Genomic DNA, 20,847 nt, shown 5'->3' with positions numbered 1-20,847 from the left:
ATCCACGGTGTTCAACAAAATGACGGTGGCTGCAAGGCTGGGTCTGCTGGTGGCGGTGCTGTGCGCCATCATGCTGGGAATAGGCTACGAGGGCGTCAGCGGCATGTCGTTCAGCAACGCCAAGCTGAAGACGGTGTACGAGGACCGCACCGTGACCCTGGTGCAGTTGGGCAAGGTGACCGAGGCAGGCATGGGCGCCCGCTATCGCCTGCAGGGCGCGCTGCAAACGGCCCCGGGCGCGGAGCTGGACGACGCGCTGCGGCGCATCGACCAGTTCGACGCCGTCGTCGCCAAGCAGTGGGCCGATTACGCCGCCACCTACCTGACGCCCGACGAGAAGCGCATGGTGAACGAGTTCCAGCCGCAATGGGCGGCCTATATGGAGCGTCGCCAGCAGGTGCTGGCGCAACTGAAGGCCGGCAACGCCAAGGGCGCGCAGGAGGCCTACCGCGCGGCCGAGCCGGCGTTCAACACGGCCTTCGAAACGCTGTCCCGGCTGCGCGACCTGCAGGAAAGCGTGGCCAAGCTGGAATACGCGGACGCGGAAGCCCAGTATGACAAGTCGCTGAACCTGAATATCGGCCTGATCGCCGGCGGCGTGCTGTTCGGCGCGATCCTGGCGTGGCTGCTGATCCGCAGCCTGATGCGCCAGCTGGGCGGCGAGCCGGACTACGCGGCGCAGATCGTCGGCCAGGTCGCGAACGGCAACCTGGCGTTGGAGATCCGCGTCCGCGACGGCGACCAGGACAGCCTGCTGTATTCGATGAAGCAGATGGTGGACAAGCTGTCGCAGGTGGTGGCCGAGGTGACCGGCGGCGCCCAGGTGCTGGCCGGCGCGTCGGAAGAGGTGAGCGCCACCGCGCAGTCGCTGTCGCAGGCCGCCAGCGAGCAGGCCGCCGGCGTCGAGCAGACCAGCGCCTCGGTGGAGGAGATGACCGCGTCCATCGCGCAAAACACCGAGAACGCGAAGGTGACCGACGCCATGGCCAGCAAGGCGGCGGCCGAGGCCACCGAGGGCGGCGCGGCCGTGCGGGAAACCGTGGCGGCCATGAAGAAGATCGCGGCCAAGATCGTCATCATCGACGACATCGCCTACCAGACCAACCTGCTGGCGCTGAACGCGGCCATCGAGGCGGCCAGGGCGGGCGAGCACGGCAAGGGCTTCGCCGTGGTGGCGGCCGAGGTGCGCAAGCTGGCCGAGCGCAGCCAGGTGGCGGCGCAGGAGATCGGCGAGGTCGCGGCCAGCAGCGTCGGCCTGGCCGAGCGCGCCGGCGAGCTGCTCGATTCCATGGTGCCGAACATCAAGAAGACCTCGGACCTGGTGCAGGAGATCACGGCCGCGTCGGAGGAGCAATCGACCGGCCTGGGGCAGATCAACGCCGCCGTGGGCCAGCTCAGCGGCACCACCCAGCAGAACGCCGCCGGTTCCGAGGAACTGGCCTCCACCGCCGAGGAAATGAGCAGCCAGGCCGAGGAATTGCAGGCCGCCATCGCCTTCTTCCGCGTGGCGGGCAGGGCGGCGACGCAGGCCCCGGCGGCGCCGGGCGGCCGGCGCGGCGGCGCGGCCAAGGCGGTCCCGCGCAAGCCGTCCATCCACCTGGCGGAACGCAAGCCCGCCGCGTCCACCGGCGGCCACCGCGGCGGCGCGCCCTTCCAGGACGGCGAGCCGGACGAGGCCCACTTCACCAGGTTCTGAGCGGCGGGCGTGACACCATGCGCATGAGCGCCCCAATGCCCGCCCCGGGAGGGCGCCCACGATGAAAAACATCGAGGTGCTGGTGGTGGACGACTCCGCCGTGGTGCGGCAGGTACTCAGCGGCCTGCTCAACGCGGTGCCCGGCATCACGGTCGCCCACGCGGTGGCCGATCCCCTGCTGGCCATGGAGCGGATGCGCCTGCATTGGCCGGACGTGCTGCTGCTGGACATCGAAATGCCGCGCATGGACGGCATCACCTTCCTGCGCAAGATCATGCAGGAGCGGCCGCTGCCGGTGGTGATCTGCTCCTCGATGACGGCCGGCAGCACGCAACTATCGGTGGAGGCCCTGTCGGCCGGCGCGGTGGCCGTGGTGAACCGGCCGCGCGTGAATGTGCGGCAATACATGCAGGGCCACGCGGATGAATTGATCGCAGCGGTACGGCTGGCGGCCGGGGCCAACGTGTTGCCGGCGGCGCCCGGCCGGCGCGGCGTGGCGACGCCGTCGCCCATGCCGCCCCTGCCGGTGGCGCCGGCCAAGCTGACGGCGGACGTGATCCTGCCGCCGGGCCTCGCCGCCGTCAATGTGCGCACCGGGCTGCTGGTGGCGATCGGCACCTCCACCGGCGGCACGCAGGCGCTGGAGGAGGTGCTGTCCGCGCTGCCGGCCGACGCGCCCGGCATCGTGGTGGTGCAGCACATGCCGGAAAAATTCACGGCCGCGTTCGCGGCGCGGCTGGACGCGATCTGCGCAATCACCGTCAAGGAAGCGGAAACCAACGACAAGGTGCGGCCCGGCCTGGCGCTGATCGCGCCCGGCGGCAAGCACCTGCTGGTGCGCCGCATCGGCAACCAGTACTACGTGGACGTGATCGACGGCCCGCTGGTGAACCGGCACCGGCCGTCGGTCGATGTGCTGTTCCGCTCGGTGGCCAAGTGCGCCGGCGCCAACGCGCTGGGCATCATCATGACCGGCATGGGCGACGACGGCGCGGCCGGCCTGCTGGAAATGCGCAAGGCCGGCGCGCGCACCGTGGCGCAGGACGAGAAAAGCTGCGTGGTGTACGGCATGCCCATGGAGGCGGTCAAGCTGGGCGCCGTGGAGAAAAGCGTGCCGCTGCAGGCCCTGGACCGCGAAATCCTGCAGCAGCCGGGACGCTAGCCGGATTCGGCTAGCGAATTCGCTAGCGGATCTGTTTGTCGCTGCGGGTGCGGTCGCCCTCGGCGCGCTTGATGTCGTCCTTCATCACCCCCGAGTTGTAGCGCTGGTGGGTGCTGTCGCCGCGGGCCCCGGTGGAGCGGTTGCGGCGCGTGGCCTCGGCCGAGACGTCCGACGCGCTTTGCTGGTTGATGGCCGAGCCCTGCTGCATGCCGCCACCTTGCTGCACATAACCTTGCTGCTGCAATTCCTGCATCCGCATGCCTTGCTGGTCCTGGCGTTGCTTGCGCTTTTGCTTCAGTTTCATGATGGTCTCCTTGTTGTAAGGCACCTTCATCGTAGGCCCGCGCCCGCCAAGGGACTATAGGACTACGCGCCAGTGGCGCGTAGGAACAGGCGCGGCAGCCGGTCAATACGGCTCGTGCGGCAGGCTGTGATCCAGCTCCAGGAATTGCCGCATCAGCCAGCGTCCGGCCGGGCCCGGCTCCTCGTCGCCGCGGTGGATGATGAACAGCGGATACTGCAAGGTATTGCCGTCCGCGATGTTCAGCTGCACCAGGCGGCCGTTGGCGAGGTCGTCGCTGATCATGGCCTGCGGCATGCTGCCCCAGCCCAGGCCGCCGCGCAGCAGCGCGTACTTGGACCCCAGGTCGCCCAGGCGCCAGTTGCGCAGGCCCAGCACGCCGAAATCCTTGCCGGCCGTCAGCTTGCTGCGGTCGGTCAGCACCAGCTGCAAGTGTTCGCGCAGCGCCGACACGGGAATCTTGCCCTCCATTTTGGCCAGCGGATGGCTGGGCGCGCACACCGGCATCATCGTCACCGCGCCGGCCGCGTGGCGCTCGATGGCGTCCGGCGGCGCGATCACGCCGCCGCAGATGCCGATGTGGCACACGCGGTCCAGCACCAGCTGCGTCACCGCGCCCAGCGCCTCGGTTTGCAGGCGCAAGGACACGGTCGGATAGACCTGCTGGAACTCGTTCAGGATGCCCACCAGCAGACAGGTGGGAAACATCACGTCCACCACCAGCGACACCTCCGCCTCCAGCCCGGCCGACAGCGCCTTGGCGCGCGAGCGCATGCTGTCCACCTTCATCGACACCGCGCGGGCGTCGGCCAGCAGCGCCTTGCCCGCCTCCGTCAGGGTGGGCTTGCGCCGGGAGCGGTCCAGCAGGGCGATGTTGAGCTGCTCCTCCAGGTTGGCGATGGTGTAGCTGATGACGGACTGGGTGCGGTGCAGCGCGCGCGCCGCGTGCGCGAAGCCGCCATGGTCGATGACGGCGATGAACACGCGCAACTGGTCGAGGGAGGGAAGGCCGGGGTCTCTCATCATCCAAAAAATCGATAGTAACGATAGATATAAACGGTATTTCCTCGATAGTAATCCCGATCTATGATGCAGGCAATCCCTCACGGGCTACCAATCAATCAGGAGCAGCATCATGGCAAACGTCCTTTACATCAACAGCAGCGTGCGCAACACCGGTTCCCTGTCGCGGCAACTGTCGGCGGAATTCGTCGCCAAGTGGAAGGCCGCCAATCCGGCCGACACCATCGTCGAGCGCGACCTGGCCGCCAATCCCGTGCCGCACCTGACCGAACAGATGATGGGCGCCTTCTTCACCCCGGCCGAGGCCCGCAACGCCGAGCAGGCGCACACCGTGAAAACGTCGGACACGCTGGTGGCAGAAGTGCAGGCGGCGGACGTGATCGTGATCGGCGCGCCGATGTACAACTTCTCGGTCAGCTCCACGCTGAAAGCCTGGATCGACCACATCGCCCGCGCCGGCGTGACCTTCAAATACACGGAAACCGGCCCCGTCGGCCTGCTGACCGGCAAGAAAGTCTACGTCTTCACCGCCAGCGGCGGCGTCTACAGCGAAGGCCCCGGCGCGGCCTACGACCACCTGGCGACCTATTTGCGCGCGGTGCTCGGCTTCCTGGGCATCACCGACATCAGCTTCATCCGCGCCGAGGGCGTGGCGATGGGCGAGCAAGCCTTGGCCGACACGCTGGCCAAGAGCCGCCAATCGATCGCCGAGCTGGTCGCCGCCTGACCCTCCGCACCGGTGTTTCCCCCCGGAAGCGGCGCCGACAGGCCTTTGGGGTCAGACCCCAAGCGGCGTCGACAGGACTTCGGGCGCAGTCCCTGCGGGATCGGATGTAGCCCCGCTGGGGCTACATCCCCCTCACAAGCGGCGTCAGCGGTGCGAGCGTCTGGAGGCTTTGCGGCGCAGCGGGTATGATCAATACTTCCCGCGCCACGGAGCCGAACCATGACACGCCACCTGCATCTGCTGATCATCGACCCGCAGAATGACTTTTGCGATCTGCCTGCGGACTATCTGCCGGAGAATCCGGCCACCAAGGGCCGCCACGCGCCGGCGCTGCCCGTGCCCGGCGCGCACCAAGACATGCTGCGCCTGGCCGGCCTGATCAACCGCGGCCGCCGCGGCATCACCGGCGTCAGCGTCACGCTGGACTCCCACCACCGCTACGACATCGCTCATCCGACCTTCTGGCAGGACGCTGACGGCGCCGCCCCCGTGCCGTTCACCCAGATCACCGGCGATGACGTGCGCGCAGGCAAATACCATCCGCGCGACGCGTCCGCCACGCCGCGCGTGCTGGCCTACCTGCACGCGCTCGAACGCAGCGGCCGCTACCGGCTGATGATCTGGCCCGTGCACTGCGAAATCGGTTCCTGGGGCCACAATGTGCACGAGGACGTGCGCTCGGCCTACAACCGCTGGGAGGACGTGTCGCAAGGCACGGTGGCGAAGATCGCCAAGGGCTCCAACCCCTGGACCGAGCACTACTCCGCCGTCATGGCCGAGGTGCCGGACGACGCCGACCCGGACACCCAGCTGAACCGCACGCTGATCGCGCGCCTGGCCGAGGCGGACGTGGTCTACATCGCAGGCGAGGCCGGCAGCCATTGCGTGAAAGCCACCACCGAGCACATCGCGGCCCAGTTCGCCGCACGGTTCGGCGAGGCGTCGCTGCGCCGGCTGGCGCTGGTGACCGATTGCATGAGCCCGGTGGCCGGCTTTTGCGACCAGTACCAGGACTTCCTGGAGGAAATGGAGGAGCGCGGCGTGCGGCTGGCGCAGTCCGGCGACGTGCTGCGGGACCTGCTGGACAACGCCGACCACCGGGAGGATTGAGCATGGTTCCCGTCGTCCGCAGCCTGCTCGAGACCGACCTGTATAAATTCACCATGTGGCAGGCGCTGCTGCATGGCCATCCGAACTCCCACAGCGAATACGAATTCGTCTGCCGCAACGCGCCGAGCTTCCCGCTGGCCGAACTGGTGGACGAGGTGAACGCCCAGCTCGACCACCTGTGCCTGCTGTCCTTCAACGACGACGAGCTGGCCTACCTGCGCTCGCTGCGCTTCATGAAGAGCGACTTCGTCGATTTCCTCGCCGTGTTCCGCTTCCAGCGCAAGTTCATCCACGCGCGCGCGGAGGGCGGCACGCTGGCCATCACGGCCGCCGGGCCGCAGGTGCACGTGATGGGCTTCGAGATCTTCGTGCTGTACATCGTCAACGAGCTGTATTTCCGCCGTTTCGACCAGGCCGCCGCGTTGGCCGAAGGCCGCGAGCGGCTGCTGGACAAGGTCGCCGCGCTGAAGGCCTTCGGCATGCGGCCGGCGCCGCGCCATCCCTTCGAATTCTCGGACTTCGGCCTGCGCCGCCGCTTCTCGTCGGCATGGCACGACGAGGTGGTGCTGCGCCTGACCGCCGAGGTGCCGCAATACTTCAAGGGCACCTCCAACGTCTACCTGGCCAAGCGGCTGGGCAACGTGCCGATCGGCACCATGGCGCACGAGTACATGCAATCCTTCCAGGCCTTCGGCGTGCGCCTGCGCGACTTCCAGAAGGCGGCGCTGGAGGACTGGGTGCAGGAATACCGGGGCGACCTGGGCATCGCGCTGACGGACGTGGTCGGCATGGACGCCTTCCTGGCCGATTTCGACCTGTATTTCGCCAAGCTGTTCGACGGCCTGCGCCACGATTCAGGCGACCCCAAGGCGTGGGGCGAGAAGGCGCTGGCGCACTACGCGGCGCTGCGGGTGGACGCCAACACCAAGCGCCTGGTGTTTTCGGACGGGCTGGACCTGGAAACCGCGTTCGGGCTGTACCGCCATTTCGCGGACCGCATCATGACCGGTTTCGGCATCGGCACCAATCTGACCAACGACGTCGGCCTGACGCCGTTGAACATCGTCATGAAGCTGGTGCGCTGCAATGGCCAGTCGGTGGCCAAGCTGTCCGATTCGCCGGGCAAGACCATGTGCAAGGACGAAACCTTCCTGGCCTACCTGCGCCAGGTGTTCCAGCATCCGGCCGCGTGAGCGGCGGGCGGGCCGCGCCGCTCAGGCCTCGATCGCGTTGAAGCGCCGCATGATGGCGTCGGCCTGGCGGCGCTGGTCGTTGTCCAGCACGTCGACCGCCACCAGCGCGACCGGGCGCGGACGCGGGTCGTCCGTGCCGTCGACGCTGTCCGGCGTCAGGGAATCCATGATGTTCTGCACGGTGCTCACGGTGGTGTTCGGCTCCAGCGCCTTGTGCGGGGTCAGCTTGACCGAGCTGTAGGGGAAGCCGTCCGCCAGCAGGGCGTTGCGGGCCTGTTCGGCGTCGCTCACCTGCATGAAGTTGCGGTAGATGGTGTCGGTCATGGTGTCTGGTCTCCCTTGCATGGTTGACCATATTCTGCGCCCGAAGGGCGCAGCGTGTCGCAACGGAGGGACGGCTTAGAAGCCGGTCAGGACCGTTTCGGTGTGTTCCACTTTTGGCGGCTGGGCGAAGAAGCCGCCCACCAGGCCGCGCCAGGCCTGGAAGTCCTCGCTGCCGCGGAAGTCCACGGTGTGGTTTTCCAGCGTGGCCCATTCGATCACCAGGTGGTAGGTGTCCGGACGCTCGATGATGCGCTCCAGGCGCATGGCCTGGCAGCCCTTGGCGCGCTGGAACAGCGGCACGGCCTCTTTGACGGCCGCCTCGAAGGCTGCGTTGGCGTCCGGTTTGATCTGGATTTCTGCGATTTCGTAAATCATGGTGGAGTCCTTGTGTAGGGAATCCAGCCATTTTGCCTGAAAGCACACATTTGCGCAGGCGGGCGCCGGTATGGCCTTGATGCCGGCGCGGGTATGTCTCAGCGGCTGCTGCCGGGGAGGACTTTGAAGTCCTCGCTGCGGGCCAGGTCGCGCAGCGGCTGGGCCAGGTCTCATACATAGCTCTGTTCTCTCAACCGTATGGCGTGTAGGCGAAGCCGTTGCCGATCAGGCCGGCCAGCGCGCCCTGGTTTTCGGCCCCTTCGCTGAAGTTGGCCAGCACGCCCGCCAGGGTGTCCTGTTTTTTGTCTAGCACCTCCAGCCAGTATGCCACTCCCGCCGCCTCGCCGGCACGATGCAGGATGTTCTGGTATAGCTTGTCGATGATCTGGGCGTTGCTGGGGCTGACGCCGTAGACGGTCTTGAATTCCGCCGACGCGGTGAAGCCGGCCGAGACCTCCCGCAGGCTGGCGCCCTGGTCCATCACGCTGATCCAGTAGCCCAGGCCGGCGCTGTCGGGGGCGCGGTTGAAGGCCGCCTGGTACAGGCGGTAGGCCTGTCCACCCACGCCGGCGATGTCGAGCGCGATGGCGGCGTCGCTGAAGCCGAGGCGCTCGACGTTGCTGACGATGTCCGCGCTGCCGCTGGCCAGGTCCGTGATCGTGTAGCCGGCGCCGCTCTTTTCGATGGAAAAGCCGGCGCGCGCCCCCGCGTAGGCCAGCGAGTCGGTGCCGGCGCCGCCGTCGATGAGCTCGCTGGCGGCATGGTTTTGCAGCTTGTCGTTGCCGCCGGTGGCGGTCAGCGTCTCGACCAGGCTCTGCGTCTTGTCGCTGAACTGGATGAATTCCACGTTCCTGAGCGCCATGACGGGCGTGTCCGCGCGGCTCAGCAGCCAAGTGCCCGAGGCCAGCTTTTCCAGGCCGACGCTGGCCAGGGCGAGATTGAGGATCACCGTGTCGGCGCCGTTGCCGCCGTCGAAATAGGCGGCGGTGACGCCGTCGCGGACGGTGATCGTGTTGTCCGCGCCGTCGAAGCGGAACACGCCGCCGCCCTGGGTGATGTCGAGCGCGGCGCCGGCCATGTCCACGGCGCCGGCCTGGATTGCCAGGGTCTCGGTTTCCTGGGTTTGCGACAACCCCGTGCGTATCAGCCCGGTCGCGTCCACGGTGGTCAGGGTGACGGTGGCGCCCGCGCTGTACTTGCCGCCGCCGTATATGTCCAGGCAATAGGTGCCGCCGTTCGCCAGGGCGGCGCCATTCTGGCTCCAGGTGTAGCTGAGGCTGGCCCGGTCCGGGACGTCGGCGAAGCACAGGCCGGGGATGGCGGTGTTCAGCGCCAGGTAGTCGGCGATCTTGCCGTAGAACGCCAGCGCGAAGGCTTCCTTCGCCGGCGCGTTGAAGGCCTTTCCCAGGCTGAGCATCTTGGAATCCTGCGTGGCGCGCCAGACGCCGGTGGCGCGGTAGTAGCCGCCCTCGTAGAGGCCGACCTTGCCCAGTTCGTCCTCATAGCCCAGCCAGGCTTGCCAGGGCGGGGCCGCCTTGGCGGTGGTGACGTTGGCGAGGTTCAGCGGCTCGGTCAGGGGCGTGGCGCCCAGGGCCGAATCCAGGTATTCGTCGCCCAGGTCGGCCACGCTGTGGCCCAGTTCATGCAGCAGGACTTCGGCCGAGCTCAGGTTGCCGGTGGTCGCCCACGACACGGGGCCCCCGGCGCCGCCGTAGGCCTTGGAGTTGATCAGCACGATGGTGATGTCCTGGGCGTCGCCGGGCAGAGCGGCGCCCACCGTCTCGTACACCTTGGTGGTGTCGCCATAGACCAGGCGGCCGTCGTCCAGGTAGCTATTGGCCTTGAAGTAGGTGTCGGCCACGCCCGAGGTCACGTCCCAGCGGGACTGGTTGGAGGCGACGAACAGGGCGTTGGTGTTGAAGTAGTTCTTGTAATTGGAGAAAGGCGAGTTCAGGGCGGCGTTGCCGGTGTCGAATATGTACTCGGCGAATTTGGCGGCGTCGGCGAGGAATTTGTCGCGCTCGGAAGCCAGATAGCCCTCCGCAACGAAGGTGATGTCTACGCGGGCGGAGGAGGCACCGGTGCTGATAATGGAAGTAACGTCGGCCAAGCGGATCTCCTCAGGGGTTTATTTTTGCTGTCGTGGGAGAAAGTTTAGCAGGCACGGCGGGGGCGGACAATGCGAGAAACCGCTTTTGTGGTGTCGCAAGGCTGGGGCTGTGGGGATGGGGCAAGGTGGGGTTTTGGCCGGCCGAAATAGGCGATGGGATGGGTGGCTTTGGGGTTTTCCGCTTCCTGCGCTTATGACGCATTCATCTATCTGAGTCGAAGCGATATAGTGGTTCCAGCCTTCGTTTCGGTCGCGTTGGTTGTGTCTATTATTGCCGTCACTTCTTCTGGATTTTTGGCGACGTTGGGAGTTTTGTTTCCAGTCTCCCGCCAATCTCATGGTTGATTGGAATTTCAGTTTGCAACCTCGTGGGTCTTTTGGTCATGCTGTTGGCTATCTACTTGTCCTAGTTCGAATTCCCCATGCCAGCTGGTCGCTGGCATGGCGGATTATTCATTTTGGTTCGGCCTCGTGGCGCTATTGTTTGTTGTCGGTGCGTGTGGTGCCGGTGCTTTTCATTCCCTTCTGCAGATCTTCTGGATTCTTTCCTTTTTGAAATCCATGGGTACGGTCGTTTTCGTCTACACCGCCGGATAATAGGTCGTCGGTGCGCGTTTCCGATTGCGAATTGACTTGTCCACTCTGGGACTTACTGCCTGTGCTGCCGGCGCCCATGCCGGAACTGCTTCCCGTCGCCGAATGGGTTTTCTCGTCGAAATTCCGGCCTTTTGGTTGATTGGCCATGATCGTCTCCTGATTGGTTAGCCAAGCGAATACCTTATACCTTTCCGCCCGCTCCGGGCGCGCGCTTACGGGCAGGGGCGTAGGGCGGGCGAGTCATGCCCCGTTTTGGTTCGATCAAGCTAGAAACTGGCATGAGCGGGACTGTTTGCCCATGCGCTGCTCGGTGTCTGGCTATAATGAGCGCCATGACAACCGAGAATTCCGCCCATGCATCCCGCGCCGAGTATGCCCGGCGCATGAACCGTGTACTCAACCATATCGAAGCGCATCTCGATCAGCCGCTGGATGGCGCTTTACTCGCCGATATAGCGAACTTTTCGCGTTTTCATTTCCATCGGATATTTTCCGCTTGGATGGGGGAAACCCTCGGCAGCTACTTGCGCCGGAGACGGCTTGAGAAGGCGGCTTTCAGGCTTTCTTGCGGAAGCAATGAGACCGTTCTTGAAACCGCGCTGGCTACGGGCTTTAATTCAGGCGAGGCGTTCGCGCGCGCATTTAAGCTTCGGTTTGGCTGCACGCCGTCGGAGTGGCGCGCGAATACGCCGCAGAGGATTGCGGAACAGGCGGCGGGCATTAAGCGGAGACCAGGGGAGAGCAATCCTGATCAGGTCTTTCGCAACGGCGATCAGGCGGACAACGGGGGATTGGAGGAGTATGGCGTCTCTTGTCTATCTTTTGGAGAGCTTACTATGGACGTGCGTGTTATTGACTTGCCGGCGGTTCGCGTTGCTTATCAGCGCTTTATCGGCCCTTATGGTCCGGCGATCGGGGAGTTTTGGCGGAGCACCATGGCCCCGTGGATGGAATCGCATGGGCTGAGCGGCGCCACTTGCTATGGGATCGGGTATGACGATCCTTCCGTTACACCACCGGATAAATGCAGGTATGACGCTTGTGTCGAAGTGCCGGAGGGTTTTCAAGCAAGCGGCAGAGCGGATATTCAGACTTTGCCGGGTGGGCGATATGCCGCGGCGCGGTTTAAAGGGCGGCCGGCGGAGATCGCGAACGCTTGGACTTGGGTTACCCGGGAGTGGCTGCCTTCTAGTGGACTGCAATGCGATGATAGGCCGTGCTTTGAAATGTTTTCGGCGGCCACTGGCATGGATCCAGTGACGGGGGAGTTTAGCTGTGATATTTGTATTCCGGTGAGGGCCTTATAGTTTTTTAGAAGGGCGATTTCGATGGCAAGTTTATGCGGGGCCAGCGCTAAGTCGTTTCTCTTTGAAAAAAGACCAAGCCTCTTCCGCTATTTCCAGGTCGGCATTTTGCCTGCCTGGGAAGCGGTTGAATATGCAGGGGTAGCGTTTTTTACCGCTAGGTTCGGCATGGCCGCCACCTTCAATTTTCACAAGCCTGACTTGCCGCGTGCTTGAGTTGGCACGCCAGGTGTAGCGTATTGCGCGGGTAGTCGGATGGCTTTGGGGAGTGGCCACGGGGGAAATGTCCGCCATTTTCGTCAAGCCGGCAAGTTCCCGCCAGATAGCGGCGGTGGTTTCGATCCCCAGCATGGGTGCCAGAAACCAAAGCGTGTACGGGGATTTGCCGCCAGAGTAGGGGATGAAAGGATCGGCCGTGCTGGCGACGATCAGGGCGGACAGCGGAATGGCTGGAGGTGGATAGGCCGCTTCCACCGGCATGCCCGCCAGCACAGCGGAAAACGCGGCCAAGCGTGGCGCCAGTTCGGCGGCGAGGCGGTAGGCCATCATGCCGCCCTTGGAGACACCGATCACATAAACACGTTCCGGATCGACGTCGTCTTCTGCAATGGCACGGTCGATGATGGCGTTGATGAAGCCGACATCGTCGACCTTCGGATTGCTGGCGATGGCCGCGAAGCCGTCGTTCCACGCCCGTTGGCCGCGCCGCTTGGTGCCGTCCGGCGCCACTACGACCAGTTGCTCGCGTTCCGCGATTTCCAGCCATACCGACAGCGGGGAGGGGGGAAATGCCATTCCCAACACCTGCGCTGCCGAAGCCCCGCTGCCATGCAGGACGATGATCAATGGTCGCTTGCCGACGACCGACTGCGTTGGCACAGCTTTCAGATAATGGCGAGGACCGTCAGGACTAGGCATGTCGACCTTCACAATCGGCGCTGTTGGCGTGTCCTTGCGGTCGATCCCACAAAAGAAGGTTCGTAGGATTTGCAAAAATCTCATGTCGCAAGCAAAGTGAATGAAAGGTTGCTATATTGCCATAATTAATTAGCCACTTCGTCGGGACGCTACACAAGGTCCCATTCTTGGTCATCAACTCCACCCTTATGAATCTAGATTTCGCCCTTATCGAACGGTGGCTCACCGGTCGGAGCCTTGCGCGAGGCCTGCCACTACCCGTCCATGACGGCGGCGGCTTGCGCGTCGAGGTGGGAAGTCCCGTGGAGTTGCGGCGCCACGTATTCCTCGACGCGGGAACGGCGCTGCAAGTCTGCGCCGCGCGGATCAACGCACCGCGTATCTTCGTGAAGGCGGCAGTCGAGCCTGGGGTTATGCGTGATGCGTTGCCGCCGCACTGGGAAATCGACGATCCCGGCTATCTGATGTACTGCCCGGCGGCTATGGTTGGCAACGCGGAATTGCCGTCCGGGTATCGCATCACTCTGGAAGCCGAGCATGGCGGACAGGTCGTGCGCGTCTTGCATGCCAGCGGCGAGTTGGCGGCGGCCGGGCGGGTCTCGATGCATGCCGGCTGTGCCGTGTTCGACCAGATCGTGACGGAGGAGGGGCATCGCCGTCTCGGTCTGGGAACTGTGGCGATGCTGACCCTGGACGCTGTGGCTAGTAGAGCCGGCGTCACGGAGCGGCTCTTGGTTGCCACGGAAGCCGGGCGCACACTATATGAACGACTGGGCTGGCACGTGCTGGCACCGTGGTCCACGGCGGTGCTGCTTGCGCATTAGGCACGCGGAAATCGCCAGCGGGGAGATTCAATCAACAGGAAACTTTCAACAGCTACCGCCAGGCCGGTACGAAGGTTGGGCGGCTGAGGATGGCTTTTATAGATGACGCACGCGGAAAATCGCCAAGGGCGATTTTCAATATGGACGAATCGGAGAGGGTTGCGCTTGCAAGCGCATCCCGCTTTTGCGGCGGCGAGCAGTGCTCGCCGAATTCCCGCAAAAGCCCCGCGTCCGTTCCGTCCGCGGAATCGATTCACGCAGTCGGCACTGTCGAACAAAAAAATTGGGCCCCAAGCTTGCGCTTGGGGCCCAATTTTTTTGTTCGGTGGTGGAGACGGCGGGAATCGAACCCGCGTCCGCAAGCACTCTACAGACAGTTCTACATACTTAGCACTATCATTTAATTTAACCCGTACGGCACGGATGTGCACGTTCCGTAAAGGCGATTCACCTTGGATTTAACGCTACTTCAAGTGACCCGTTGTAGCGCGATTCCCTGTAAATGACTCCTCAGCTTTTAACGGCCCACCCCAGGGACGAGGTGTTGAGGAGCTAACAGCAATTAAGCTGCCAGTGCGTACGAGTTATCGTTTGCAGTTATTGATTTCTGGGTGTATTTACGAGGTAACCAGCCCTCGGTATGCCCTGTTCTGCTTTGCAACCCACGTCGAAGCCAGGTCGTCCCCACAGAACTTCATTGTACCCGATTCTTCCACGACGTGGCGTTATGCTTTGGCGGGCTTCCGGAACGTGGCTTGCCCTTCCTGCAGCGTGCATTCGAACACGTGGTGGTCGGATTCGCCCACCTTGTCGGAGTACAGCCGCTGGAAGGAACTGGACACTTCCATGCCGAGGTCCACCCGCATGCCCACCAGCCGGTGCGAGTTCTGCAGGTTGCGCAGCCGCGTCTGCCGCGCGAGCTGTTCCCGCGGACTGCGCGTCTTGCGCGTCTCGTCCTCGAAATACTGGATCAGCACGCATTCGATGGCGTCCATCCGCTCCTTCAGCAACTGCTCCTGGGCCTGCTCGGAGCCGTCGTCGGACGGGTGCTTGGCGCCGAAGGTGTTGATGTTGAGCCGCTGCACCAGCAGGAAGTTGTCGTAGTCGGGCTGGTTGCGGTCGCAGATGCGGTTCACGCTGCTCAGCCGGCCCTTCAGCAGCCGGCCAGCCGGGTCGTGCGTCTGGCCGACGTAGTGCACCCGGCTGGGGAAACTCATCTTGATGTCGAAGGCTTGCAGCAGGTCGTGCGCGGTGTAGGTCTCGATCAGCGAGCCCCAGTTCAGGGTGATGAACTTGTCGAACATCTGCACCGTCGGCTTTTTCAGTGTGGCGTCGTCGGGGACCTTGAGGTCGATCGTGACCGATTCGCGGTCCTGGTTCGGGCCCACCAGCAGCGGCACCGTCAGCTTGAGCGAGAAGAAGCCCCAGCTGGTGCCGCGCTTGAGGTCGAAGCGCAGCCGCGGACGGCTCACCAGCAGGTACAGCAGGCGCTTGTCCAGCGTCGCCTCGATCGCGAACTGCATGCGCCGCAGGTAGCGCCCCAGCGGGTCGCGGAAGTCGGGCACGGGGGGGAAGTCCGTGATCAGGTCGTACCAGTAGAATTTGGGCTCGGTAGCGGTCACATCCCAGCTCTGCGGCAGATAACTCTGCGCAGCGGCGTCGGCGATCAAGTCGTCGCTAGTCATGGGTTGCTCCGGTAATCAGTTAGGGGTTGATAGTCACCTGCCCCAATAGTACGCCCATAATTGCCGTACGGCAATGTTCGCAAGCTAACTGTTATGCCGCTAGCGGCGTGGACGCGAGCGTCGATTGTACGAGTTTTAACAAGGCTTGTGGTGTTTCCAGCAAGTGGTGCGCGCCCCAGCCGGCCGGCTCGGTGGCGCCGCAGTAGCCCCAGGCGCAGGCCACCGTGACCATGCCGGCGGCGTGGCCGGCCTGGATGTCGCGCAGGTCGTCGCCCACGTACCAGCATTGCTCGGGCGCGATGCCGATGCGGCGCGCCGCCTCCAGCAGCGGCAGCGGATGCGGCTTGGCGTGGGCGGTGGTGTCGCCGGACACCACGCAGCCGGCGTGCTGCAGGCCGATCAGCGGCACCAGCGGGTCGGTGAAGCGGGCCGGCTTGTTGGTGACGATGCCCCAGGCCAGGCCGGCGGCCTCCAGCCCGGACAGCAACTCGGCGACGCCGTCGAACAGCGTGCTGCGCACGGCGATGGCGGCCGCGTAGTTGTCCAGGAAGCCGTCGCGCAGCTCGTCGAAGCCCGCGTCGTGCGGCATCAGGCCGAAGGCGGCGCCTATCATGCCGCGCGCGCCGGCCGAGGCGGTGGGGCGCAGCAGCTCGTATGGCGTGTCCTCCAGGCCGCGCGCGGCGCGCAGCAGGTTGACGGCGGCGGCGAGGTCGGGCGCGGTGTCGGCCAGGGTGCCGTCGAGGTCGAACAGGATGGCGCGCGGCGCGGTGTGGGGGACTGGGAGGCTCATACGATGGGATGGTTATGCCGGACGGCTGGTTGCGACCATGTAGTTGACGCTGGTGTCGTCGTTCAGCGAGTAGATCTTGGTCAGGGGGTTGTAGCCCAGCCCTTTCAGGCCGTCCACCTGCAGGCCGGCGCTGCGCGCGTACTGCGACAGTTCGGCCGGCGTGATGAACTTGGCGTAGTCGTGCGTGCCCTTGGGCAGCATGCGCAGCAGGTATTCGGCGCCGATCACGGCGAACAGGTAGGCCTTGGGATTGCGGTTCAGCGTGGAGAAGAACACCTTGCCGCCCGGCTTGGCCAGCGCGAACGCGGCGCGCACGATGGCGGCCGGGTCGGGCACGTGTTCCAGCATTTCCATGCAGGTCACCACGTCGTACTGGCCGGCCTCCTGGGCGGCCATGTCCTCGGCGGCGATCAGCTTGTAGCGCACCTGCACGCCCGATTCCAGGCTGTGCAGGTCGGCCACCTTCAGCGCCTTCTCGGACAGGTCGATGCCGGTCACCTTGGCGCCCTTGCGCGCCATCGATTCGGACAGGATGCCGCCGCCGCAGCCGATGTCGATCACGTTCCGGCCCGCCAGCGGGGCGCGCGCGTTGATCCATTCCAGGCGCAGCGGGTTGATTTCGTGCAGGGGGCGGAATTCGGACGTGGGGTCCCACCACCGGTGGGCCAGTTCGCTAAATTTTTGGAGTTCGAGTGGGTCGGCGTTCATAGTCGGCATCATAGCGGGATTTTGCCGCGCGCCAAAGCGCGGCCCCCAAAAAATACCCCAGGGGTGTTTTTCGGGGCGAAAAAAAACCGCCCGGCGCGAACCGGGCGGCTTGCACATCTCTTACAGCGGCTTACTTGACGCTGCGGGTGCCGACGACTTCGATTTCCACGCGGCGGTTTTTGGCGCGGCCGGCGGCGGTCTTGTTGTCGTCAACCGGCTGTTTCTCGCCCTTGCCTTCGGTGTACACGCGGTTCGCTTCCACGCCTTTGGACACCAGGTAGGCCTTCACGGCTTCCGAGCGGCGGATCGACAGTTTCTGGTTGTACTCGTCGGTGCCCACGGAGTCGGTGTGGCCCACGGCGATGATGACTTCCAGGTTGATCGCGCCCAGTTTCGAGCTCAGGTCGTCCAGTTTCTGCTTGCCTTCAGGCTTCAGCACGGCCTTGTCGAAGTCGAAGAAGGCGTCGGCCGCGAAGCTGACTTTCTCCGAGGTCGGCGCGACCGGAACAGGCTTGGCCGGGGCGGGGGCCGGTGCCGGGGCGGGGGCCGGGGCCACTGGCGGTGGAGGCGCGACGCACTTGCCGTCGACCAGCTTCTCCGGCTCTACGCACAGCGGCAGGTCGCAACCTGGCACGGCGTCGGCCGGGGTCCAGTAGCCGGTGCGCCAGCACAGGCCGAAGGGATCGCGGGCGATAACGCCGCGGGCATCTTGCACATACGCGCTTTTCGGCGTCGGGGCCTTGATGTCCGTGGTCACTGGAGCGAACGGTGGCTGGGTTGGCTGCTGGGCGATTGCCGAGCCGGCCATCACGGCCGATACGGCGAAGAGCGAGGCGATGATTTTTTTCATATTTTTCTTCCTTTCGGGGTGATATCCGCAGTAAAACTGCGCGACTTTACTAACTTTGGGGCGCATCCTACCACAAGGCCCCATACACGCGCCGGTCCCGATTGCGAAACAAGCAATTAACTTCTCGTCCATTTTGCCATAGGGTTTGCCTGGGCGTAAAAACGGCGCAAATTGAATCCGCCCCGCAACTGACCAAATTAGGTCAAACTGTTGTGTTTGCGCAACGCTTGGCGGAATCTTAACGGGGAAATATGTCAGGCGAATTACATGGGGCCGGCGCGCCGCCATGCTAAAATCGTACGCTTGTCTGCGGACAGCGGGTAACACTACGTCAGCGTGCGTAACAGATAAGTCAACCTCAGTAAAGAACAGACGACCCACCAATGGATCAATTCGCAAAAGAAACAATCCCTATTTCCCTCGAAGAAGAGATGCGCAAGAGCTACCTCGATTACGCCATGAGCGTGATCGTGGGCCGTGCCTTGCCGGACGCGCGCGACGGCCTGAAGCCGGTACACCGCCGCGTCCTGTTCGGGATGCACGAACTGAACAACGTCTGGAACCGCCCCTACGTCAAATGCGCGCGCGTGGTCGGCGAGGTCATGGGCAAGTACCACCCGCACGGCGACGCCTCCATCTACGACACGCTGGTGCGCATGGCGCAGGACTTCTCGCTGCGCTACATGCTGGTCGACGGCCAGGGCAACTTCGGCTCGGTCGACGGCGACAACGCCGCCGCGATGCGTTACACCGAGTGCCGCCTGGACAAGATCGCCGGCGAAATGCTGGCCGACATCGACAAGGACACGGTTGACTTCGCGCCCAACTACGACGGCAAGGAAAAAGAGCCGACCGTCCTGCCGACCCGCATCCCCAACCTGCTGATCAACGGTTCGTCCGGCATCGCGGTGGGCATGGCGACCAACATCCCGCCGCACAATCTGACCGAGGTGATCAACGGCGCGCTGCACGTGCTGCGCAACCCGGAATGCACCATCGACGAGCTGATCGAGCTGATCCCGGCGCCCGACTTCCCGACCGCCGGCATCATCTACGGCGTGTCCGGCGTGCGCGACGGCTACCGCACCGGCCGCGGCCGCGTGGTGATGCGCGCCAAGACCCACTTCGAGGAATACGGCAAGGACGGCGGCCGCACCGCCATCATCGTCGACGAGCTGCCCTACCAGGTCAACAAGAAGTCCCTGCTCGAGCGCATCGCCGAGAACGTGCGCGACAAGAAGCTGGAGGGCATTTCCGACATCCGCGACGAGTCCGACAAGTCGGGCATGCGCGTGGTGATCGAGCTGAAACGCGGCGAAGTGCCGGAAGTGGTGCTCAACAACCTGTACAAGCAGACCCAGTTGCAGGACACCTTCGGCATGAACATGGTGGCCCTGGTGGACGGCCAGCCCAAGCTGCTGAACCTGAAGGAAATGCTGCAGTGCTTCCTGTCGCACCGCCGCGAAGTGGTCACGCGCCGCACCGTGTTCGAGCTGCGCAAGGCGCGCGAGCGCGGCCACGTGCTGGAGGGCTTGGCGGTCGCGCTGGCCAACATCGACGACTTCATCGCCATCATCAAGGCGGCGCCGACGCCGCCGGTGGCGAAAACCGAACTGATGGCGCGCGGCTGGGATTCGTCCATCGTGCGCGAAATGCTGGCCCGCACCGGCGACGAGGGCCAGGCCGGCATCGAGGCCTTCCGCCCCGAGCACCTGCCGCGCCACTACGGCCTGCAGCCGGACGGCCTGTACAAGCTGTCCGACGACCAGGCGCAGGAAATCCTGCAGATGCGCCTGCAGCGCCTGACCGGCCTGGAACAGGACAAGATCGTCAACGAGTACAAGGACGTGATGGCGCTGATCGCCGACCTGCTGGACATCCTGTCCAAGCCGGCCCGCGTGACCACCATCATCACCGACGAGATGACCGCCGCGCAGCTGGAATACGGCAGCAAGGACGCGCGCCGCTCGACCATCGAGCACAACGCGACCGACCTGGAGACCGAGGACCTGATCACGCCGCAGGACATGGTGGTCACCCTGTCGCACCTGGGCTACATGAAGGCGCAGCCGATCTCCGAGTACCGCGCGCAGAAGCGCGGCGGCCGCGGCAAGCAGGCCATGGCCACCAAGGACGAGGACTGGATCGACCAGCTGTTCATCGCCAACACGCACGACTACATCCTGTGCTTCTCCAACCGCGGCCGCATGTACTGGCTGAAGGTGTGGGAAGTGCCGCAGGGCTCGCGCAACTCGCGCGGCAAGCCGATCGTGAACATGTTCCCGCTGCAGGACAACGAGAAGATCACCGTGGTGCTGCCGCTGTCGGGCGAGAACCGCACCTTCCCGGAAGACCACTACGTGTTCATGTCCACCAGCCTGGGCACCGTGAAGAAGACGCCGCTGAAGGACTTCAGCAACCCGCGCAAGGCCGGCATCATCGCCGTGGACCTGGACGAGGGCGACTTCCTGATCGGCGCCGCGCTGACCGACGGCCAGCACGACGTGATGCTGTTCTCCGACTCCGGCAAGGCGGTGCGCTTCGACGAGAACGACGTGCGTCCGATGGGCCGCACGGCGCGCGGCGTGCGCGGCATGAACCTGGACGAGGGCCAGAACGTGATCGCGCTGCTGGTGGCCGAGAACGAGCAGCAGTCGGTGCTGACCGCGACCGAGAACGGTTTCGGCAAGCGCACCCCGATCACCGAGTACACCCGCCACGGCCGCGGCACCAAGGGCATGATCGCCATCCAGACCTCCGAGCGCAACGGCAAGGTGGTGGCGGCGACCCTGGTCGACACCACCGACGAGATCATGCTGATCACGACCGGCGGCGTCTTGATCCGTACCCGCGTGTCCGAGATCCGCGAGATGGGCCGCGCGACCCAGGGCGTGACCCTGATCGCGGTGGAGGACGGCACCAAGCTGTCCGGCCTGCAGCGCATCGTGGAAACCGACATCGACGAGGTGGACCTGGAACCGGGTCCGGATTCGGCGCCGGCGGCGCCATCGGAGCCATCGGAGCCCGCCGCTGAATAAGCGCGCGTAGTGGTTGTCAGGCGGGGCCGGTGTCGTTTTCGCGGTTTGATGCGACAATGATACTGGCCCCGCTTTCGTTGTTTTTCGTTGTTTCATCCTAAAAAGGAACGCA

At 64.6% G+C, this 20,847-nt stretch carries 19 protein-coding genes and 1 other RNA gene; 8 read left to right on the top strand and 12 right to left on the bottom strand.

Annotated elements, in window-relative coordinates; genetic code table 11:
- Positions 1-7 precede the first annotated feature (7 nt).
- Both BM436_RS09905 and BM436_RS09900 read left to right on the top strand, forming a co-directional pair.
- The gene (locus BM436_RS09905) at positions 8-1,696 is read left to right on the top strand and encodes a methyl-accepting chemotaxis protein (RefSeq protein WP_229489825.1); all 1,689 of its coding nucleotides are present in this window, start codon (positions 8-10) and stop codon (positions 1,694-1,696) included.
- 61 nt (positions 1,697-1,757) lie between these two features.
- Complete coding sequence (locus BM436_RS09900) at positions 1,758-2,858, top strand: protein-glutamate methylesterase/protein-glutamine glutaminase (protein ID WP_093555344.1); 1,101 nt, start codon at positions 1,758-1,760, stop codon at positions 2,856-2,858.
- Positions 2,859-2,880: 22 nt separating this feature from the next.
- Here BM436_RS09900 and BM436_RS09895 read toward each other — a convergent pair whose 3' ends face one another.
- Both BM436_RS09895 and BM436_RS09890 read right to left on the bottom strand, forming a co-directional pair.
- Positions 2,881-3,162 (bottom strand): hypothetical protein, encoded by a 282-nt coding sequence (locus BM436_RS09895; RefSeq protein ID WP_143133053.1) that lies wholly within the window; start codon positions 3,160-3,162, stop codon positions 2,881-2,883.
- A gap of 102 nt (positions 3,163-3,264) precedes the next feature.
- Complete coding sequence (locus tag BM436_RS09890) at positions 3,265-4,182, bottom strand: LysR family transcriptional regulator (protein WP_093555472.1); 918 nt, start codon at positions 4,180-4,182, stop codon at positions 3,265-3,267.
- Between the two features lie 112 nt (positions 4,183-4,294).
- Between BM436_RS09890 and BM436_RS09885 the strand changes: the two genes are divergently transcribed.
- The 3 genes from BM436_RS09885 (at position 4,295) to pncB (ending at position 7,212) form a co-directional block, all read left to right on the top strand.
- The gene (locus BM436_RS09885) at positions 4,295-4,909 is read left to right on the top strand and encodes an FMN-dependent NADH-azoreductase (RefSeq protein ID WP_093555342.1); all 615 of its coding nucleotides are present in this window, start codon (positions 4,295-4,297) and stop codon (positions 4,907-4,909) included.
- Between the two features lie 219 nt (positions 4,910-5,128).
- The gene (locus BM436_RS09880; protein ID WP_093555341.1) at positions 5,129-6,019 is read left to right on the top strand and encodes a cysteine hydrolase family protein; all 891 of its coding nucleotides are present in this window, start codon (positions 5,129-5,131) and stop codon (positions 6,017-6,019) included.
- 2 nt (positions 6,020-6,021) lie between these two features.
- Positions 6,022-7,212 (top strand): nicotinate phosphoribosyltransferase, encoded by a 1,191-nt coding sequence (gene pncB, locus BM436_RS09875; RefSeq protein WP_093555340.1) that lies wholly within the window; start codon positions 6,022-6,024, stop codon positions 7,210-7,212.
- A 21-nt stretch (positions 7,213-7,233) separates the two neighbouring features.
- Here the strand turns inward: pncB and BM436_RS09870 are convergent, their stop codons facing one another.
- From BM436_RS09870 to BM436_RS36110, 4 genes are all read right to left on the bottom strand, one after another.
- Positions 7,234-7,536 (bottom strand): hypothetical protein, encoded by a 303-nt coding sequence (locus BM436_RS09870; protein WP_093555339.1) that lies wholly within the window; start codon positions 7,534-7,536, stop codon positions 7,234-7,236.
- Positions 7,537-7,611: 75 nt separating this feature from the next.
- Positions 7,612-7,911 carry an antibiotic biosynthesis monooxygenase family protein gene (locus BM436_RS09865; protein WP_093555338.1) on the bottom strand — a complete coding sequence of 100 codons (300 nt, stop codon included), beginning with the start codon at positions 7,909-7,911 and terminating at the stop codon, positions 7,612-7,614.
- A 190-nt stretch (positions 7,912-8,101) separates the two neighbouring features.
- Complete coding sequence (locus BM436_RS09860; protein WP_093555337.1) at positions 8,102-10,021, bottom strand: M64 family metallopeptidase; 1,920 nt, start codon at positions 10,019-10,021, stop codon at positions 8,102-8,104.
- A gap of 477 nt (positions 10,022-10,498) precedes the next feature.
- A complete protein-coding gene (locus BM436_RS36110) occupies positions 10,499-10,765 on the bottom strand; it encodes a hypothetical protein (protein WP_143133052.1) in 267 nt (88 codons plus the stop codon).
- A gap of 185 nt (positions 10,766-10,950) precedes the next feature.
- Here BM436_RS36110 and BM436_RS09855 point away from each other — a divergent pair, with 185 nt between their 5' ends.
- Complete coding sequence (locus BM436_RS09855; protein ID WP_093555336.1) at positions 10,951-11,925, top strand: AraC family transcriptional regulator; 975 nt, start codon at positions 10,951-10,953, stop codon at positions 11,923-11,925.
- A 30-nt stretch (positions 11,926-11,955) separates the two neighbouring features.
- On the opposite strand, the gene BM436_RS09850 is transcribed toward BM436_RS09855, so the two are convergent.
- A complete protein-coding gene (locus tag BM436_RS09850; protein ID WP_218164834.1) occupies positions 11,956-12,915 on the bottom strand; it encodes a CE1 family esterase in 960 nt (319 codons plus the stop codon).
- Positions 12,916-13,007: 92 nt separating this feature from the next.
- Between BM436_RS09850 and BM436_RS09845 the strand changes: the two genes are divergently transcribed.
- Complete coding sequence (locus tag BM436_RS09845; protein WP_229489823.1) at positions 13,008-13,664, top strand: GNAT family N-acetyltransferase; 657 nt, start codon at positions 13,008-13,010, stop codon at positions 13,662-13,664.
- 326 nt (positions 13,665-13,990) lie between these two features.
- Here the strand turns inward: BM436_RS09845 and ssrA are convergent.
- The 5 genes from ssrA to ompA form a co-directional block, all read right to left on the bottom strand.
- Positions 13,991-14,350: a transfer-messenger RNA gene (gene ssrA / locus BM436_RS09840) on the bottom strand.
- A 39-nt stretch (positions 14,351-14,389) separates the two neighbouring features.
- The gene (locus tag BM436_RS09835; protein WP_093555334.1) at positions 14,390-15,349 is read right to left on the bottom strand and encodes a hypothetical protein; all 960 of its coding nucleotides are present in this window, start codon (positions 15,347-15,349) and stop codon (positions 14,390-14,392) included.
- Between the two features lie 91 nt (positions 15,350-15,440).
- Entirely contained in the window at positions 15,441-16,139 is a 699-nt protein-coding gene (locus BM436_RS09830) for an HAD family hydrolase (RefSeq protein ID WP_093555333.1), read from the bottom strand.
- Positions 16,140-16,151: 12 nt separating this feature from the next.
- Positions 16,152-16,847: a bifunctional 2-polyprenyl-6-hydroxyphenol methylase/3-demethylubiquinol 3-O-methyltransferase UbiG gene (ubiG, locus tag BM436_RS09825; RefSeq protein WP_093555332.1), complete on the bottom strand. Its 696-nt coding sequence runs from the start codon at positions 16,845-16,847 to the stop codon at positions 16,152-16,154.
- A gap of 130 nt (positions 16,848-16,977) precedes the next feature.
- Positions 16,978-17,697: an outer membrane protein OmpA gene (gene ompA / locus BM436_RS09820; RefSeq protein WP_093555331.1), complete on the bottom strand. Its 720-nt coding sequence runs from the start codon at positions 17,695-17,697 to the stop codon at positions 16,978-16,980.
- A gap of 383 nt (positions 17,698-18,080) precedes the next feature.
- Here ompA and gyrA point away from each other — a divergent pair, with 383 nt between their 5' ends.
- On the top strand, positions 18,081-20,735 hold the full coding sequence (gyrA, locus tag BM436_RS09815) for a DNA gyrase subunit A (protein ID WP_093555330.1): 2,655 nt from the start codon (positions 18,081-18,083) through the stop codon (positions 20,733-20,735).
- Positions 20,736-20,847 lie beyond the last annotated feature (112 nt).

Origin of the sequence: Pseudoduganella namucuonensis (assembly GCF_900116645.1) — a bacterium.
Taxonomy (GTDB): domain Bacteria; phylum Pseudomonadota; class Gammaproteobacteria; order Burkholderiales; family Burkholderiaceae_D; genus Rugamonas; species Rugamonas namucuonensis.
Note: the sequence above shows the minus strand (reverse complement) of the source record. Positions and strands in the feature narration are given on the sequence as shown.

Excerpts from the sequence above, each read along its gene's own strand:
- BM436_RS09880 (WP_093555341.1), top strand. The coding sequence starts at position 5,129 with ATGACACGCCACCTGCATCTGCTGATCATCGACCCGCAGAATGACTTT.
- BM436_RS09895 (WP_143133053.1), bottom strand. The coding sequence starts at position 3,162 with ATGAAACTGAAGCAAAAGCGCAAGCAACGCCAGGACCAGCAAGGCATG.
- BM436_RS09865 (WP_093555338.1), bottom strand. The coding sequence starts at position 7,911 with ATGATTTACGAAATCGCAGAAATCCAGATCAAACCGGACGCCAACGCA.
- BM436_RS09890 (WP_093555472.1), bottom strand. The coding sequence starts at position 4,182 with ATGAGAGACCCCGGCCTTCCCTCCCTCGACCAGTTGCGCGTGTTCATC.
- BM436_RS09855 (WP_093555336.1), top strand. The coding sequence starts at position 10,951 with ATGACAACCGAGAATTCCGCCCATGCATCCCGCGCCGAGTATGCCCGG.
- BM436_RS09835 (WP_093555334.1), bottom strand. The coding sequence starts at position 15,349 with ATGACTAGCGACGACTTGATCGCCGACGCCGCTGCGCAGAGTTATCTG.
- pncB (WP_093555340.1), top strand. The coding sequence starts at position 6,022 with ATGGTTCCCGTCGTCCGCAGCCTGCTCGAGACCGACCTGTATAAATTC.
- BM436_RS09900 (WP_093555344.1), top strand. The coding sequence starts at position 1,758 with ATGAAAAACATCGAGGTGCTGGTGGTGGACGACTCCGCCGTGGTGCGG.
- BM436_RS09870 (WP_093555339.1), bottom strand. The coding sequence starts at position 7,536 with ATGACCGACACCATCTACCGCAACTTCATGCAGGTGAGCGACGCCGAA.
- BM436_RS09830 (WP_093555333.1), bottom strand. The coding sequence starts at position 16,139 with ATGAGCCTCCCAGTCCCCCACACCGCGCCGCGCGCCATCCTGTTCGAC.
- BM436_RS36110 (WP_143133052.1), bottom strand. The coding sequence starts at position 10,765 with ATGGCCAATCAACCAAAAGGCCGGAATTTCGACGAGAAAACCCATTCG.
- gyrA (WP_093555330.1), top strand. The coding sequence starts at position 18,081 with ATGGATCAATTCGCAAAAGAAACAATCCCTATTTCCCTCGAAGAAGAG.
- ubiG (WP_093555332.1), bottom strand. The coding sequence starts at position 16,847 with ATGAACGCCGACCCACTCGAACTCCAAAAATTTAGCGAACTGGCCCAC.
- ompA (WP_093555331.1), bottom strand. The coding sequence starts at position 17,697 with ATGAAAAAAATCATCGCCTCGCTCTTCGCCGTATCGGCCGTGATGGCC.
- BM436_RS09885 (WP_093555342.1), top strand. The coding sequence starts at position 4,295 with ATGGCAAACGTCCTTTACATCAACAGCAGCGTGCGCAACACCGGTTCC.